The sequence below is a fragment of the Streptomyces sp. NRRL S-1813 genome, from assembly GCF_000719605.1.
Classification (GTDB): domain Bacteria; phylum Actinomycetota; class Actinomycetes; order Streptomycetales; family Streptomycetaceae; genus Streptomyces; species Streptomyces decoyicus.
Genome location: NZ_JOHB01000035.1, coordinates 1 through 16,356, shown reverse-complemented (window position 1 = coordinate 16,356; position 16,356 = coordinate 1). Strand labels below are relative to the sequence as shown.

Genomic DNA, 16,356 nt, shown 5'->3' with positions numbered 1-16,356 from the left:
GCCCGGACGGCCGTCAGCTCGGACGTCAGCCCAGCTGCGACTGCACCTGCGCCGAGATCAGCTCGAGGTGGTCCAGATCATCCAGGTCCAGCATCTGGAGGTAGACGCGGGACGCACCGATGGCGGCGTACCGTCCGATCTTGTCAACGACCTCGGCGGGCGAGCCCGCCAGGCCGTTGGCCTTGAGTTCGTCCACGTGGCGCCCTATGGCCGCGGCCCGTCGCGCCACCTCGGCATCGTCCCTGCCGACACAGGCCACGAGGGCGTTGGAGTACACCAGCTCATCGCCCTTCCGCCCGGCGGCTTGAGCGGCCGCCCGCACCCGTCCGAACTGGCGCTCACTGTCTTCGAGCGAGGCGAAGGGGATGTTGAACTCATCGGCGTACTGAGCCGCCAGCCGCGGTGTACGCGTCGCGCCGTGTCCGCCGATCAGCACCGGCACCTTGCCCTGGGCGGGCTTGGGCAGCGCGGGCGAACGCTCCAGCCGGTAGTAGGTCCCGTCGTAACTGAACTCCCTTCCTGCCTCGGTGGCCCACAGGCCGGTGACGATCGCCAGCTGCTCTTCCAGCCGCGCGAACTTCTCCTTGGGGAACGGAATGCCGTATGCCTTGTGCTCCTCCTCGAACCACCCCGCGCCGAGGCCGAGTTCCACCCGGCCGCCGGACATCTGATCGACCTGCGCCACCTGGATGGCCAGCACACCCGGCAGCCGGAAGGTGCCTGCCGTCATGAGCGTCCCGAGACGGATGCGCTTGGTTTCACGGGCCAGGCCCGCCAGCGTGATCCAGGCATCCGTCGGACCGGGCAGCCCGTCGACATTGCCCATACGGAGATAGTGGTCCGAGCGGAAGAAAGCGTCGAAGCCGAGGTCCTCGGTAGCTTTGGCGACCTTCAGAAGGGTGTCGTAGGAAGCCCCTTGCTGGGGCTCGGTGAAGATGCGTAGCTCCATACCTCCATCCTGCACGCCGAACGGCGAACCAATCGTCAGAGGCACATCGATGCACTGGGTCGGATCGGGCCGGGTCGCGGTCAGATCGGATCGGGGGAGCGCGCGTGGGGGCGTGGCGTGGCCTGACGCGGGGGTGTGGGTGTGGGGTGTGGGCGTGCACGTCCCCGGCCCGCGGTCGGTGAGGCACTGCCAAGCGCATACCTGCCGCGCGAAGGCAGTCGAGTCGGTGTTCTCTTTACTTCAGGCAGGATTCCGGTCGCGCACCTCCAGCCTCTCCAATATTCCGGCCACGCGATCTCTCGATTCGTCGACCGTGTCCATCGCCTCCACGCAGGTCCAGTACATCCCCTCCTCGTCGGCGAGCAGCACCACGCCCACCAGCGCTTCGCACACTTCTCGCAGCAGCCGGCACAGGCCGGTTAACGCCTCTTTGGCATCGCATACTTCAGACAGCTGCGCCGCCCGCAGCCCGCCGGTGACCGATGCCGGGCACAGCAGTCCCCCGCTGAACCGCCCGCCCGCGTCGCCCAACCCGCGCGCTCTGGACCGCACTTCGTACGGCCCGAATATCGCGAGATGGCTGCCGACCGCCTCCGCCAAAGCCTGCGCCTGCCATGCCTCGACGAGCACTCCCTGCACTGTGTGCGCCTCCGCCAGACCGCGCCGACTGGCTGCAATGATCCGCACCGCGTCCATCCGCTCCCTCCTTCCCTCATCATTCGCATGCACCCTGCACTCTTTCCACTACCCAGAGTGAGGGCGAACACCCAAAAAAGCCAGGGGAATTCGCAATTCTGTGGACAAGCAAGGCGATGTGGAAAGATCCATTACTCCATAGAGTGACAAAGCGCGCCCGCACCCCCGCTCCATCCCCTCGCGCCACAGCACCCCCACCCGTCACACCCCCTGCACAAGTCACGCGAAACGCCCGAAGGGGGCACCCAGGAAACGCCGGCGACCGATAGGCACGGCCGAAAGAGCGCCGGGGCGGAGGCCGACGCCCCCGCCCCGCCGGCCCCCGCCCGCCGCTACGTCCCCTCGCCCCTACTCCTCACCCTCCCGCGGCCGGTCGGGCCGCGCCGAGCGGACCGCCGGGAATCGCGACTCATTGCGCTCGATCTTCGCGGCGAGCGCCGCCAACGCGTCGAGCCCCAGCGCCTCGCAGAACTGAAGCAGATACGCCAGTACGTCCGCGACCTCGTCCTCGACCCGGCCGGCCTTCCGCGGGTCGGACATCACCTTCGCCGACTCCTCCGGCGTCAACCACTGGAAGATCTCGACGAGTTCAGCGGCCTCGACGCTGAGCGCCGCGGCCAGGTTCTTGGGCGTGTGGTACTGCTGCCAGTCCCGCGCGGCCGCGAACTCGGCCAGGCGTCGCTGTAGCGCATGAAGGTCCTCACTCATGCCTCCAGGTGTAGCACCTGTACGCCGGGCAGCCCCTCGGCGACCGCGGGGTCACGCACCGTCCCCAGCAGCCGCACATGCCCGCGCTCGGCCATCCGTACGGCCAGCGACACCAGCTCACGCGCCTGCCTGCGGTCCATACAGCGGTCCATCCCGTCCGCCATCACCGTCATCTGCTGATGGGCCGACGGCACCTCCCCGACCGGATCCATGGCCAGCACGCCCGGCCCGGTGAGCAGTACCAGCGCCAGCGCGACGAACCGCAGCTCACCATCGCCGAGCTGCTCGACGGGCAGCTCCCCCAGTTCGCCGCGGTCAAGGACGGCTCGCACACCCGCCGCACCCACTGCCCCCGACCCGGCCTGCGGACCTGCCGGACCACCGCGTCCCACCACCCCAGGACCGGCGGCGGCCCCTTCTCCCGGCTCGCCGGGCTGCCGCGGCACCGCACGCAGCCCCTCGACGGGGCCGGCACATGCCTCCCGTACGGACGCGACCAGCACCGCATGCCGCCGGGCGCACTCCCGGCTCGTACGGTGCAGCACCGCGGGCAGATTGTCGCAGGCCGACCGCAAGCGCCCCTCGTCGCGCTGCTCCCCCGCCTCACGGCCCCAGCCGCCCGCCCCGCCGGCGCCTCCGCTCCCCTTGCGCCCCGCACCCCAGGCACCGGCAGCTCCTCCTGCCGCCCACGCCCCGCCGGACCCTCCCGTTTTCCCCGGGCCGCTCACCGGTTTCCCGCCCCTGGCCCCCGAGCCCCCTCCTCGGGCGTTCCCACGAACCCCGGCAGCACGCCCCGCACCACCCCCACCGTCCGTACCACTTCCGCCACCCTCACCAGCCGCGGCACCCATGCCGCCCGTCCTCGCTCCGCGCATGACCTCCGGCCTCGGGTCGCACACGAAGGCCGACCGCAGCGCGACGACGACCTGTTCCGCCGCGGCCAGCACCAGCCGCTGCCCCGCCGTCTTGCCCGCGACGCGCAACGGCAGCAAAGACGTGCCGAGCCGGCCGTCGGGCAGCGGGGCGCGGGTTACCGGAGTCGCGCCCGCGGTATGCCAGGCGGCCTGGACCGCGGGGCGGGTGGGGTCGGTGAGCGCGGTGGTCAGCAGGGTCTCGCCGCCGCCGGTCAACCGCTCACCGACGATGCGCAGTTCCGGCTCGGCCTGTACGGCGAGATCGAGGCTGACGGGACCGGCCGGGCCGTCGACCGTGCACCCGATACGGAAACCGCGGCGCCCCTGTTCGTCAGGACGCGCCCCGGCCGGCACACAGGCCGTCGGGCTGCCCGCCACCTCACCCACTGCCCGTGCGAGCGCCTCCCCGCTGCCGAGCCTGGCGAGAATCTCGTACGCCTGAAGCGCACTGGACTTGCCGCTTCCGCTCCCGCCACTCAGCAGGGTGAGCGGCGTGAGCGGCAGGGTGACGCCGCGATGGGACTTGAAGGCGGACAGCCGTAACTCCGTGACCGCCGGTCGCACACTGTCGGAATTCATGCAGGGACGCTATGCAGCGCCCCACCCGGAGAACCGTTACGCCTAACAGCTCTTCCTACGAACGGGGGACAGTTCCGACCGCCTCTTCCGCCACCTCGGTGCCGGCCGGCGCCAGCAGGAAGACATTGGTGTCGACGCGGTGCATCCCGCTGCCGAGTCCGAAGACGACTCCGCTGGAGAAGTCCAGGATGCGCTTGGCGACATCCCCGTCGGCACTGCTGAGGTCCAGCAGGACCGGGATCTGCGCCATCAAGTACTCGGCGACCTCACGGGCGTCCGCGAAGGTCTGGACGCGGATGACGATGAATCTCCGCGCCTCCTGTGCCGGCTCCTCCTCGGGGAGGGCACGGTGGTCGGGCCAGGAAGGCCATTCACTGCTGCCGCGGAGCGGGACGACCTCGGCCAGCCCTTCCCACTGCTCGTCGGTGGCATCGGGGCCGTTCACCGAATCACCTCACCCGGGAGAGCGCTGGCTGTCTGCGGTATCTGCATCGCACAATTCTAGAGATAAACATACAAAGCTCGGCGGACGCGACACACGCCGCGCCACGCCCCGTTCCATCCTGCACCATGGCCGCTGACCTGTTCCGACATCCGCGGCAGATATCCTCCGTCGAGATTCTGTGTGCCTGTTCATTCCCCCTGTTGACGGAGGTTGGTGCTGTCGTGGGCTCTGAGCCTCCCGGCCGGCGGCCGCGTGGTCTGCGCGGCCTGCGCAAGCCCGCCAAGAAGCGGCCCGCCGGGCCCCCGCCCGCCGAGGTCACGGAGGACTCCGCCACGGCGGAGCCACCGGCCGAAACCACCAGCAGCGTCATCAACGCCGTCCTCTACCGCGACGGACGCCGCGTCAGCACCCATGACACGCTCGCCGAGGCCTTCCGGCAGCAGCGCGCCACCTCCGGCACCCTCGCCTGGATCGGCCTGCACCGCCCCAGCCGCGACGAACTGCTCACGCTCGCCTCGGAGTTCGACCTCCATCCGCTCGCCGTCGAGGACGCCCTGGAGGCCCATCAGCGACCCAAGCTGGAGCGCTACGGCGGCACTCTCTTCGTCGTCCTGCGCGCCGCGCGCTATCTCGACGACCCTGAGGAGGTCGACTTCGGCGAGCTGCATGTCTTCGTCGGCCGCGACTTCGTGATCACCGTGCGGCACGGCGGCGCCCCCGACCTGACGGCCGTACGCAGGCGCATGGAGAACACCCCCGAACTCCTCAAGCGCGGCCCCGAAGCCGTCCTCTACGCCATCCTCGACGCCGTCGTCGACGGCTATGAGCCGGTCGTCGCCGGCGTCCAGAACGACATCGACGAGATCGAGACCGAGGTGTTCGGCGGTGACCCCCGGGTCTCCCGCCGCATCTACGAACTCTCCCGCGAGGTCGTGGAGTTCCAGCGCGCCACCCGCCCGCTGAACGGCATGCTGGAGAGCCTGACCGCGGGCTTCGAGAAGTACGCCATCGACGAGGAGCTCCGCCGCTATCTGCGCGATGTGGCCGACCACGTACTGCACACCACGGACCGGGTGGACGGCTTCCGGCAGGCGCTCCATGACATCCTCGCCGTCAACGCGACGCTGGTGAACCAACAGCAGAACGCCGAAATGCGGGCCCTGGCCGAGGCGGGCTTCGAACAGAACGAGGAGATCAAGAAGATCTCCTCCTGGGCGGCGATCCTGTTCGCGCCCACCCTGGTGGGGACCATCTACGGCATGAACTTCGACAGCATGCCGGAGTTGCACTGGGTGCTCGGGTACCCCTTCGCCATCGTCCTGATGGCGATTGTGTGCACCAGTCTGTACCTCATCTTCAAGCGGCGGGGCTGGCTCTGAGCGGCCGTTGAGAGCGCCTCGTGCGAGGCACGGCGAAGGGCGCGCGCGAGAGGCTCACGACTGCCCCAGACGCTGGGGAGAAATTCCTGTACCAAGGCCCGTTACGCGTCCTCCTTCAGGATCACCAGCTCGCCTTTGCCGATCGGGGAAAGGGAGCTGAGGTAGCCGTCCGAGGCCACGACCAGCCGGTTGAAGTCCTCCATCTGGTGGGCGTGGGAGATCGCGTTGTCGACCACGAGCAGGTGGCCGTCCGCGAGGATCCGCTGTAGCGAGGGCCACCAGTCGGCGTACTGTCCGCGATCGCTGTCCAGAAAAATGAAGTCGTACTCGCCCGCTTCGCACGTCGCGATGAATCGGCCGGCCTCGTCCTCGATCTGCCGAATGCGGGGACCGAGCCCGGCACGCTGAAAGTTCTGCTCAGCCATCGCGCGCTTGTGAGGCGCCTGTTCGATGGTGGTGACCGAGCCGTCCTCGCCCACGGCGTCGGCGAGCCACAACGTCGAGTAGCCGTTCGACGTCCCGATCTCCAGCACCTTCCTGGCCTTGGATGCCTTGACAAGCAATGCGAGGAACACGCCGGTGTCGTGCGTGATGTTCAGCATCTTCCGGCTTCGGTCGTCCGTCGCCGCGTCGTTGGTACTGCCGAATTCCGCCAGCTCACCCAGCAGTTCGACGAGACCCTGATCCATGGTTGGTCCTCTCCTTGCTTCATGAAGCCTCATCAGCCGACCAGACTCTGTACCGCGACGTACAGGCCGAGGAGCAACAGGGCGACACACAGTACTGTGCGGAACTTTTCCTCGGAGATCCTCCGGCGAATCCGGTTGCCGACCGACATCCCGAGAAATGCCGGGGCCAAGGCGGCGGCCGACATGACGCCGAGATTCATGCTGAGCAGGTCTTGCGTCCGCAGCGACCATGCCAGGCCAACGGTGGAGAGCGTGAAGAGGATCCCCATGCTCTGCACCAGTTGGTCGCGCAGAAGCCCTATGGATTGCAGGTAGAAGACTCCTGGGACGGCTGACGAGCCGGTCATTCCGGTGAGGAAGCCGTTGGTGGCTCCGAAGACCACACCCGCGGGGTGGTGCCACCATCTGTCTCTGATATTCACCCGGAGCTTGAACAGCCCGAGCAAGCCGTACACCGCGAGCCCCAGGCCGAGCAAGGCGGACATCACGTCTGCCCGGAAGTAGCTCAGGGTGAACGCACCCGAGACGGTAAAGAGCGTGGCCGCCAGGAGAAACGGCCACGTGAGCCGAACGGCTTCCCGGCCGTGACCACCGCGCGACGCCTGAAGCACGTTGGTCAGAAACGTCGGAATGAGAATCAGCGCCTTCGCGGGGTGGATCCCGACCGTCGCGGCGAGAATCCCGAGGACGACGGGCGGCAGGCCGAGCCCGGTCAAACCCTTGATCAACCCACCCGCGAAGAACGTCAGAACAATCAACGTGACGGTGGCCACGTCGAAGGAGAGCAGGGCCGTGTCGGTCAAGAGTTACGGCCACTCCGCGGGTGCGCGGTCTCCAACCCACGGGAGGCGAAGCACCGCAGTGCCGCCACGACGTCAGCCTGCTCCTCCGAGTCCAGGACCTCGGGCTTCTCCTGTTCGAAGTGATCGGCGAGTTTGATGATGTCGCTCTTTCGATCCTGGATATAGACGGCACCGCCCGTGACCTGCGTCGCGGTGCGCTCGGCGAACTGCCCCGCAATGTCCTTGGCGGCCGGGACGAAGTTGATGTCGAAATCGCCGATCTGTAGGAGGACATAACGTGAGGGCGTTCCGACAGGTGCGCCGTTGACGAACCTGTGCTTGCTCGGATGGGGAACCTGGAACACCTGATCCGGATGGACGGTGAATACCTCGTCCGTATCGGGCAGCTCGATCGTGATCTGACCACGTGAGCAATACATCATGTCGGACACTTCATTATGGAAGTGATAGGGGACAGCCTTGTGATCGAGATTGAACAGGCTGACCCGCAGGCCGTCCTGATAATGGAACTCTTTCATCTCCATTGTTCAGCTCCCTGTCTCGCTGGTGACCAACCCGGGGCCGTCGACGGCGGCGGATCGTGCGGTGACGGATGCCGCGACGTCGAGCCACTCGTCGGCAACCCGCTCGGCCGCCTCGACGAATGCGCCGGCAAAATTGTGTTCGTGCTGCCAGAACCTGACGGGCGAGCCGTAGGAGGTGAGATACGGCGACGGAACGCACCCGCCGCCCGTCCGCCTCATCACCCGATACCCGCCGTGGGCGTCGAGCGCGATGCCGCCCGTGACATATCCCCCTTCCTCGTGCGGGACGATCTCGCCTCGCCGCAGAAGGTTCTGCACCAACGGTGACGGATGGTTCTCCATGCTGAAGTCCTGCCCGCTGGCACGGATCACGCAGTCTGCCCGCAGGGTCGACTGTCCGCCGTCGTCGGTCCGGTAGGTGATCCGGAAATCACCGTCCTGCCCCACTGCTGTGTGCGGCGCGTCATAGCCCTGCTTGACGGTCGTCAATATTCCGGCGTCCATCAAAGCGAGGAGCTTTTCCGCGTTTGCAGAGGGCATCGGCACGGCCGTCCGAATGAAGTGGGTGTCGAGCAGACGGTCGTACGTAGCCTTGTCAGACGGTTCGAGCTGGTTGTAGAAGCGCATCCTCCGCGCTTTCAGGGCAATGGTGTAGACGAGGTTTCCGGTGTACGAGTCCCGGAGATCGCTCGCGAGTTTTTCCTTGGCGGAGTGATAGCGGGGGTTTTTGATGTCGTTCCAGCCCACTGCCCCCGCAGTTGCCCGGCGCAGGTCCTTGTCCAAGAGCTCCAGAATGCGCTCGATCTTCAGATGCCCTTGGTGATCGCGCCGGATCTCCGCGAGGCGCTCCTCCGTGAGATGGTGCGGCTCGTACGGTGCGAGCGGACCCCGAACGGGAGAGAAGAACCCGCAGCGCGATCCGGCGACGATGTGCAACGGCTCTTCGCCGGCCTGCGCCGCCGGCTGGTACGACGCGATGTGACCGTCGTCGGTGTACGTGAACCGGCCGTCACCGCACAAGGTCATGATTGCGTCGATGCCGCTCGGGCCCATCCCCTGAACGAACACACGGGGCCGCTCGCCGCGTGCGCGTCGCGACCGGATGCGTTCGGCGACGGCGGCTTTCACCGTGTCCGGTGGATAGGGCGACGTGAGGTATCCGCTCTCTCCGGAAAGCGGGTCGGTCGCCTTGGACTGCCAGTGCCCGGTGCTCAGCAGGACGCGGTCGATCCCGTCCACGGTGAACTCGTGGTCGGTATCGAGGCTACGGAGGGAGAGGGCGAAACCCTGCTCCGTTGCGCAGCCGTCGACGGCCTCGTGGCGCACGTACTGCTGAGTGTCGATGCCATGCGCACGAGCCCGCTCGACGGCCTCCTGGAACCGCTTTTCGAGGTACCGGCCGAACAACGCACGCGGATAGAACTCGCCGTTGTCGGGCCGCCATTCGCCGAGATCGATTCCGGGGTGGGTCTCCAGGACGAGCTCCGGATGATCCCTGATGAGCCATGGTTTGCTCTCGGCCAGCCAGTCGACGAAATCATTGCCATGGATCCCCATCGTGCTCGCCTCGTTGTTGCACCGATGCGCAAGCTGGACGTTGTCTTTCGCGTAGGGATATCCCGGCCCGTTCACCGGCCCCCGCTCCACCGTGACGATCGTGACAGCCGAGGGGGAGAGCGAGGGCCTACGGCGCGGATCCGTGAGTCGTTGCACCACATGCCACAACGCGCAGGTGCCTGCGAAACCTGTGCCGATGATGCAGTAGGTGACGCTTCCCCTCATCTTGGCATTCAGGTCAGGACTCCAAGCGTGTGAGGGCGCGCCTGATACGTATGCCGGCCTTGCTCACGAGCGCACCCGTCCGGCCGCAGTTGATCCGCACGAGGTGATCCAGGAAGTGGCCCTCCGCGAAATGGCTGCCACAGATCGTGGCGACCTTCGCCTCGTCCAGCAGAAACTGATCGGCCTTGCTGTAGCCCTGCTTCTGGTAGGCGTCGGCGTAGCTCGAAAAGTCGACGAAGAGGAAGTAGCCCCCTTGGGCAGGGCTGATCTTCAACGAGGGGACGGCTTCGAGCTCGCGCAGCATGGTCTGGAGATTGGTGCGTGCGGCCTTCGCCCTGGCGGCCGCCACCTCATCCATTTCCGGCTGCAAGGCGACGTGCGTCGCGATCTGCCCGTAAGTGGACGCGAACGAGGTGAGGTTGACCTGTGCGCGCGCCGCCGCGTCCACGATGTCCGGCGGACCGCAGAGGTAACCGATCCGATCGCCGTGCATGCCGTACGTCTTGCCCGGTCCGGTCACTGACAGCGTCCACGGCCGCATGGAGCAGCGGCTGCCGTCGGCGAGCGGAACGTCGAGGGCGGCAAATGTCTTGGCGCGGGCCCCCACGATATGGGCCTCGTAGGGAGAGTCGAACAGGACGTAGACCGGGCTCTCGCCGCGTGACTCGCGCCGCGCATTGTGCCGGGCGACGACCTCGGCCAGCGCCGACAATTCCTCGGTCGAATAGACCTTACCCGTCGGGTTGATGCAGTCGCCGAGCACGACAATCTTGGTTCGCTCCGAGAGCGCACCCTCAAGAGCCGGCGCCGTAAGGCCGTCCTGCGCCGTGACCAGGACGGTCTTCGGGATGGCTTCGTGCAGCCGCACCATGTCCGAGTAGTGCGGCCAGTTGGGCACGGGGATCACGACTTCATCGCCCGGGTTCAGCAAGGCATGGAAGATTACCGAAATCGAACCCTTCACACCGCCCGGCGTGACCATGATTTCACGGTCCGGGTCATACGCAATTCCGTGGAGGCGAGCCACTCGCGCGGCCACGGACTCCAACAGGAACGGAAACCCTTTGATGGGCGCAAAGGCATGAATCGTGCCGGACTGCTTCTCCACGAACTCGGTCACACCTCGGTCGATCCGGGGATCGGTCGGCGTGTCCAGCGCGCCAATGCTGAGGTCGATGATCTGGTCGTCCTCGGGGAGCACCTTGTTGAGCGCGACGATCTTCGCCGCGGTTCCGTGAGTCACCGATTCTGGAATGCTCAGAACGGCATCGGATATGCCACGATTCTTCTGCACGGTCGGCCGAGTCACCTCTCCCCGCTAGGAATTCAACTCGCGGACGGCCTTGTGCATCGCGTTCCACATTTCCTGTTGTATCTTCAGCGTCTCGCTCGCGCCGTACGCGATCTCGGCGACGTCGGCGTCGGTGCGGCAGTTGTTCTGGACGCACTTCTTCGCGTCGGCGGCATGGCGTTCCTCGACGCCCTCATCGCCGACGTGGACGTTGAAGTAGATCTCGACGTTGTTGACGAACTCGGATTCCGGCTGCTTGTTGTTGCTGTTGCGGAACGCCGTACGGCAGACCTGTAGCATCCTGTCGGCGTGGGACTCCAGGGCCATCGCGACGCCCAGCATGCGGTGGTAGTTGGCCCCCAGCAGCTCCCGGGTGCGCTCGCGGTAGGCGAACGTCTCCGGGATGACCAGGTCGCTGTTGCGCGCGTCCTTCACGAGTAACGGCGCCAGGCCGAACTCGGCCTTGCCATGTAAGTTGTGGGCGTTTTCCATCAACACCTCATGGCAATGGGCGGCCTCGCCGTTCCCGGCCTCCTCGTTGAGGATGAAGGAGAACAGGACGAGCGTGTCCCGATCGTCGTTGGCTGCCGCCTGGGCGCACACGTGGGCGATGCCCTTGACCGTGCCCTCGGTGCGCTGGAAGAAGTTCGCCCGGTGGAAGTCGTAGGTGGCGCTGTTCCATGGCGAGTTCTTCAGGAACGTGAAGTACTCGTTGTCGTAGACCGGGTGCCGGTCCAGCTCGTCCATGAGCGACGCGACTTGATCGTGAAGTGCAGTTGCCGTGATTGTCGTCATCTTGCTTCACCCCAGTTCACACAGGTGTGGATCGTGGTCAATAAGATGGTCAAAATTGACGCACCGATCCACTGGATAGATGCCTTACGACGCCTTCGATTGCGCTTGATCACTATTCACGAGCCATCGTGGCGGCCCTGCCGAAAAATGCGAGAGCTCTCCCGCGAATCATCCACCTCGTACGACGAGAATCGTTCGGGCCCACGGGAAGCTGTTCTCAACCCGCGGCCGAGAGAAGGTCACTCACTCTCCCCGCGCACCGCACTGCGTCGAGAAAAGGATGAGACCCGGAATCGGACAGGACCGAAGAAACCTACAGGCCTCTCCCCCGATGAAGGCAGATGCATCGCTGAACGTATAGCCACTCTCCAGGTGAGCCACGATGACCACCCCGGCGTTCGGTCGTGCTCCATGATTGCCTAAAGGTTGATTCGGGGACAGTCTTTACCGGCCACTTGTCGAGAGCCGGAACACTACCCATGGTCACGGTTTAGTCACTCGGCCGGGAACGTCGGTCCGGGGTTAACGGATGACCCCGATGGTGCGGCAGTGGCGGCTGGGGCAGTGCTGCCCCGGGAAGAACCGCCCTCTGAGACCCCGGAGCGCCGGGTACAGGGTCATGACATGACGGCGAACTCCGTGGGTCACCGGTCCTGCATGACCGGAAGTCATAGTCGGCTTGAAGTAGGCAGTCCGGACCCGAGAGATCAGCTCTCGGTTGGGGGTACGGCGTTCGCACCGTGAGAGCCCCAGCGGGACCGCACCTTCCCGACCCTCGCTTCCCTCCCATCGGCGTCGGGGCGGCTTCCCCGCAGGTGAAACGCCGCTCGGGCCGGACCCCTGACAGGGGCCGGCCCGAGTGACCGTAGTGCGGTGTCCGGCTGTTACTACGGCCGGACGAGGAGGATCGAGTTGATCGGCGTCAGGTTCTTGTCCACGTAGTAGCCGGGCTGGAGGTAGCCCTGGCAGTCCCCCGTGCCGTTGTAGCCCGTGCAGGTGCGAGCCGTCGCGCCCCCGGTCTGGTTGTTCAGGACGTAGTGCTGCCCGACCTGGTTGTTGAGGTTGTGGGCGCCGTAGCTGTAGAAGGCGAGCGACGGGCGGTCGCCGTTCCAGCCGGCGTTCTGCGGGTAGACGCAGACGGCGCCGGACGGGCAGCCGTGCAGACTGCCCGCGGCCTGGGCCGCGTTGGCGCTGGTGGCGCTGACCGTGGTCAGGGCGCCGGCAGCAAGCGCCAGAGCGGCGGCGGCCTTGGTGAACTTTCGCATGGTGTTCCCCCTAGTGATCCGGTGGCGTGACGTGCCGTGCAGACCCCGGCCGTATGCGGCGCGAGGGGCTGTACCGCCGTCGCGTCAGGCAGTTTGCCCGGGATGCCGGGACCGCACCATCTATTCGGTCTGGACCGAAATCGGGAGCCGAAGAGACTGGGCCTGTGGTAACCGGGTGGTCGCCAGGCGGCAGTGCCCCTAAGGGGACGTCGCCCCATCAGGGGGCTGGACGGCACGTTGGCAGGTTGTCGCCGCGTGCTCCATGAGCAGCGTGGATGCGGTGACGACCCCCATACAGTCGGGCGCATGAGCGAGGGGGAGAAGAACGAGTGGCGTAGCCGTCAGGCCGTCCGGGCCGGGCTGTTCGTGTGCGGTGTACTGCTGGCCGGTGTCCTGGTGTTGAGCGTGGCCTGGTGGGTCGGCTGGTGGACCCCCGGGTTCGGGTGGCTGTCGGCAAGGCTGGCGGCGAAGGCGGTCGTCGGTCTGTGTCTGGGGTTCGCGGCGCTGGTTGCCTGGGTCAAGAAGCGTGGGTGAGGGCGGTTTCCGGCGGCCCGCCGCGCCGGCCGGGCGTGCCCGTAGCGACCAGGAAAGAGCCGGCGCGGACGTTACGGCCTGCGCAGAAGGGTGATGCCGTCCTCCTCGGCGACCTGGACGTATCCGTGGGCGCGGTAGAGACGCAGCATGCGGTGGGTCCGGTCCACCGGGCAGGGGGTTTTGACGGTCGGATCGTGGCGGTCCGAGACCACCCAGCGCGGCGGATCGGCGGGGAGGGCGGTCGGTGCGGCGGGGTCGGGGCCGGTGCCGAAACAGACCAGGCTGACGGTGGCACGTCCGGTCAGCATCGGGGCCAGCCGGTTCGAGGAGGCGACGGTGTCCCCGTCGGGAATACGGGCCAGCAGGCGCTCCGCCGTGCGGACGTGGGCCGGGGTCCGCCAGGCCGACGGGAGGACCAGGTCGTGGAGCGGATAGACCGCGGCCGTGACCGCGGTGAAGGCGGCGGAGAACGCCAGGATCTTTCGGCGTCTACGGGGCGGCGCCACATCCGGCCGTCGGTGGAGCACATCGATGAGCCCGGCGAATACGATCGGCATCAGGATCGCGTTGTAATGGAAATTCGGCTGCCAGTAGTGCTCGTTGCCGGCCAGCAGCCGCCACGCGAGGGTGGGCACGCACAGCAGCGTCAGCGGGGAACGCAGGCCGAAGAATGCGGTGGGTGCGGCCAGCATGAACAGCAGCAGCCATTTCATCGGCGGCCAGAGCAGGTGCAACCCGGCGGAGGCGAGGCCGGCGAGGCTGCCGGACGGCGATGCCTCACCCGGCATTTGATGCCAGTAGTCGAAGCCACCGCGGGGATTCATGGCGGGCAGCAGAACGAGAATCTCCACCGCCGTGCCCAACACGCCGAGGAGAGCGACCACGATGCCGAGCAGGACCGGGAATCTTCGCCGCGCCGTGGGGTGTTGACGCCGTTCGCGTAGTCCCTGCCAGGCGATATAGCCACCGATTGCGGCAAGGGTGAGCCCGAGGTCCTCTTTCACCAAAAGCAGCGGGAGCGCCCAGGCGGTCGCCGCCCACCAGCGCCGCTGACCGAGCGCGGTGACGCTGAAAGCGAGTAGCGGTACCGCGAAACAGATTTCATGGAAGTCCTTGGTAACTCCCGCGGCGAGGCCCCACGAAGCGCCCAGACCGCAGCCCACCGCCAGGCCGGTGAGCGGTCCGACAGCCCGGTGCGCCCAGCGGGTGAGCGGGAAACAGGCCAGCGCCATCAGCGCGGCCTGCACCACGAGCAGCGTGACGGCACTGGGGAGGATTCGGTAAACGGGGGCGATGAGCGCCAGGATGGGGTGGAAGTGGTCTCCGAGAAGATGGAAACCCGGGCCCTTGAGCTCCACGATCGGAGCCTGGCCGTGCGCATAGGCACGGATCGCCTGCTCGAATATTCCCAGGTCGTACCCGGCGTTGAGCATGCGGTCGTTCCGAAGAACGGACACCACGGTGTACACCACAAAAAATACCGCGGTCAGGGTCCAGCCCATGGCTCGTGGGCCAGGCAGGCGCTTCCTGAACGCGGCACCAAAATCCGATACGTGGCGGTCCGAGGGTATTCGGTTGAACCACGTTCCCCGTATCCGCTCCACCGTTTCCACTTTCGCACCAACCGTCATCGACTCGTGACTCGGAAAAATCAATACGCTGTACTGCTCCGGCGGAGAGACGGAAGGCGGCCGGGCAGACAGACCTTCCGACGGCCTTCCGTGACTTCGGGCCGGATACGGGCCGGATAGCGGCAGAATTCACTCCCGCCTCTGCCTGTCCGGACGGCGATACGACCGCAGGAACACATCCCGCGTGAGTGTAACGCCGGGTCCTGGAAGGTGAGTTCCTGGAAGGCGAGTTCCCAGAGACGACGACAGTGCGCGCTTATCCGTGCGTAGTCAGAACGGGGGTGGTGTGCCGCGTCCGGGGTGACGTGGTGTCAGCGGGCGAGGCGGCCCAGGAGTGAGGAGGCCGCGACGATGCCCAGTGCGGCGGCCACCGCCAGGACGGTGAAGTCCATGGCCAGATGGGCGTGGGTGCCCAGGAGAAGGCCGCGGAGGGCATCGACCTGGTAGCTCAGGGGGTTGATCCTGCTGACCGTCTGGAGCCAGCCGGGCATGATCGCCACCGGGTAGAGCGCGTTGGAGGCGAAGAAGAGCGGCATGGTGATGGCCTGGCCGATGCCCATCAGGCGGTCGCGGGTGAGCACGATCCCGGCGATCGTCATGGACAGACAGGAGAAGAAGGCCGAGCCGAGGATCACGGCGACGCCGACACCGAGCAGCCGTAGCGGGTTCCAGGTCATGGCCACGCCGAGCAGCGCGGCGATGACGATCACCACGACGGCCTGGATCAGCGCTTTCACCCCGGAGGCGAAGGCCTTGCCGGTGATCAGGGCGGAGCGCGGAGTCGGCGTGACGAGCAGCTTGGTGAGGATGCCGGCGTCCCGTTCCCAGATGATCATGATGCCGTAGAAGATCGCGATGAACATGGCCGACTGGGCGATGATGCCGGGCGCCAGATAGTCGATGTACGGGGTGCCGCCGGTCGGGATGGCCTTGATACGGGTGAAGGTCTCGCCGAAGACCAGGAGCCACAGGGCGGGCTGGACGGCGCGGGTGTAGAGCTCGGTCCGGTCGTGGCGCAGCTTTTGCAGTTCGACCACGCACATCGCGACGACTCTGGCGGGCAGCACCCGCCAGCCGGTGCGGGCGCGCGGCGGAACCAGCAGCAGGTCCAGCCGGCCGGGGCCGGTGGCCGGGTCAGCCGACTCGGTTTGCGGTGCGGCGGGTACTTCGGACATCGCGGAAGTCTCCTGACTGCTCGTCCAGGCCGCTGCCCGCGACGTCCCGGAAAACGTCCTCCAGCGTCGGCACGGCGTCGGACGAGGGCGATGGGGCCGATGAGGGAGAGGAGGAGGTGGAGAGGGAGGAGGCCGATGAGGGGGCGGCAGCCTGTTCGGGGGTGGGGGTGGCTGAGGTGCCGGGGGCCGGGGGCGGG

At 66.9% G+C, this 16,356-nt stretch carries 16 protein-coding genes and 1 pseudogene; 2 read left to right on the top strand and 15 right to left on the bottom strand.

From position 1 onward, the window contains the following. Positions 1-25: 25 nt before the first annotated feature. From IF67_RS0132660 to IF67_RS0132640, 5 genes are all read right to left on the bottom strand, one after another. Complete coding sequence (locus tag IF67_RS0132660) at positions 26-949, bottom strand: LLM class F420-dependent oxidoreductase (protein ID WP_030991846.1); 924 nt, start codon at positions 947-949, stop codon at positions 26-28. A gap of 240 nt (positions 950-1,189) precedes the next feature. Beyond that, a complete protein-coding gene (locus tag IF67_RS0132655) occupies positions 1,190-1,645 on the bottom strand; it encodes a DUF6099 family protein (RefSeq protein WP_030991844.1) in 456 nt (151 codons plus the stop codon). 348 nt (positions 1,646-1,993) lie between these two features. After that, on the bottom strand, positions 1,994-2,353 hold the full coding sequence (locus IF67_RS0132650; RefSeq protein WP_030991842.1) for a nucleotide pyrophosphohydrolase: 360 nt from the start codon (positions 2,351-2,353) through the stop codon (positions 1,994-1,996). Next, positions 2,350-3,846 (bottom strand): hypothetical protein, encoded by a 1,497-nt coding sequence (locus IF67_RS0132645; RefSeq protein ID WP_030991840.1) that lies wholly within the window; start codon positions 3,844-3,846, stop codon positions 2,350-2,352. The genes IF67_RS0132650 and IF67_RS0132645 overlap by 4 nt, the downstream gene beginning before the upstream one ends. A gap of 55 nt (positions 3,847-3,901) precedes the next feature. Beyond that, on the bottom strand, positions 3,902-4,291 hold the full coding sequence (locus IF67_RS0132640; RefSeq protein ID WP_030991839.1) for a cell division protein SepF: 390 nt from the start codon (positions 4,289-4,291) through the stop codon (positions 3,902-3,904). Positions 4,292-4,512: 221 nt separating this feature from the next. Between IF67_RS0132640 and IF67_RS0132635 the strand changes: the two genes are divergently transcribed. Further along, complete coding sequence (locus IF67_RS0132635; RefSeq protein ID WP_030991838.1) at positions 4,513-5,670, top strand: magnesium and cobalt transport protein CorA; 1,158 nt, start codon at positions 4,513-4,515, stop codon at positions 5,668-5,670. Between the two features lie 101 nt (positions 5,671-5,771). On the opposite strand, the gene IF67_RS0132630 is transcribed toward IF67_RS0132635, so the two are convergent. The 7 genes from IF67_RS0132630 to IF67_RS0132600 form a co-directional block, all read right to left on the bottom strand. Further along, the gene (locus tag IF67_RS0132630; RefSeq protein WP_030991837.1) at positions 5,772-6,359 is read right to left on the bottom strand and encodes an O-methyltransferase; all 588 of its coding nucleotides are present in this window, start codon (positions 6,357-6,359) and stop codon (positions 5,772-5,774) included. Positions 6,360-6,391: 32 nt separating this feature from the next. Next, on the bottom strand, positions 6,392-7,162 hold the full coding sequence (locus tag IF67_RS0132625) for a sulfite exporter TauE/SafE family protein (protein WP_199812816.1): 771 nt from the start codon (positions 7,160-7,162) through the stop codon (positions 6,392-6,394). After that, positions 7,159-7,686, bottom strand: a complete 528-nt coding sequence (locus IF67_RS0132620; protein ID WP_030991834.1) for a cupin domain-containing protein — start codon at positions 7,684-7,686, stop codon at positions 7,159-7,161. Before IF67_RS0132620 ends, IF67_RS0132625 begins: the two co-directional genes overlap by 4 nt. Positions 7,687-7,689: 3 nt before the next feature. Further along, entirely contained in the window at positions 7,690-9,468 is a 1,779-nt protein-coding gene (locus tag IF67_RS0132615) for an FAD/NAD(P)-binding protein (protein WP_078889769.1), read from the bottom strand. A 13-nt stretch (positions 9,469-9,481) separates the two neighbouring features. Further along, the gene (locus tag IF67_RS0132610; RefSeq protein WP_030991832.1) at positions 9,482-10,762 is read right to left on the bottom strand and encodes a pyridoxal phosphate-dependent aminotransferase; all 1,281 of its coding nucleotides are present in this window, start codon (positions 10,760-10,762) and stop codon (positions 9,482-9,484) included. A gap of 24 nt (positions 10,763-10,786) precedes the next feature. Beyond that, positions 10,787-11,554: an iron-containing redox enzyme family protein gene (locus IF67_RS0132605; RefSeq protein ID WP_030991831.1), complete on the bottom strand. Its 768-nt coding sequence runs from the start codon at positions 11,552-11,554 to the stop codon at positions 10,787-10,789. Between the two features lie 887 nt (positions 11,555-12,441). Next, entirely contained in the window at positions 12,442-12,819 is a 378-nt protein-coding gene (locus tag IF67_RS0132600) for a hypothetical protein (protein WP_030991829.1), read from the bottom strand. Positions 12,820-13,125: 306 nt separating this feature from the next. Here IF67_RS0132600 and IF67_RS0132595 point away from each other — a divergent pair, with 306 nt between their 5' ends. Further along, entirely contained in the window at positions 13,126-13,353 is a 228-nt protein-coding gene (locus IF67_RS0132595) for a hypothetical protein (protein WP_030991828.1), read from the top strand. Positions 13,354-13,424: 71 nt separating this feature from the next. Here IF67_RS0132595 and IF67_RS0132590 read toward each other — a convergent pair whose 3' ends face one another. The 3 genes and pseudogenes from IF67_RS0132590 to IF67_RS45345 form a co-directional block, all read right to left on the bottom strand. Beyond that, on the bottom strand, positions 13,425-14,813 hold the full coding sequence (locus tag IF67_RS0132590) for a DUF2079 domain-containing protein (protein ID WP_234341476.1): 1,389 nt from the start codon (positions 14,811-14,813) through the stop codon (positions 13,425-13,427). A gap of 482 nt (positions 14,814-15,295) precedes the next feature. Continuing rightward, entirely contained in the window at positions 15,296-16,159 is an 864-nt protein-coding gene (locus tag IF67_RS0132585) for an ABC transporter permease (RefSeq protein ID WP_030991825.1), read from the bottom strand. Next, a pseudogene (locus IF67_RS45345) lies at positions 16,119-16,356 on the bottom strand (ABC transporter ATP-binding protein); the annotation flags it as partial. The pseudogene IF67_RS45345 and the gene IF67_RS0132585, both read right to left, overlap by 41 nt.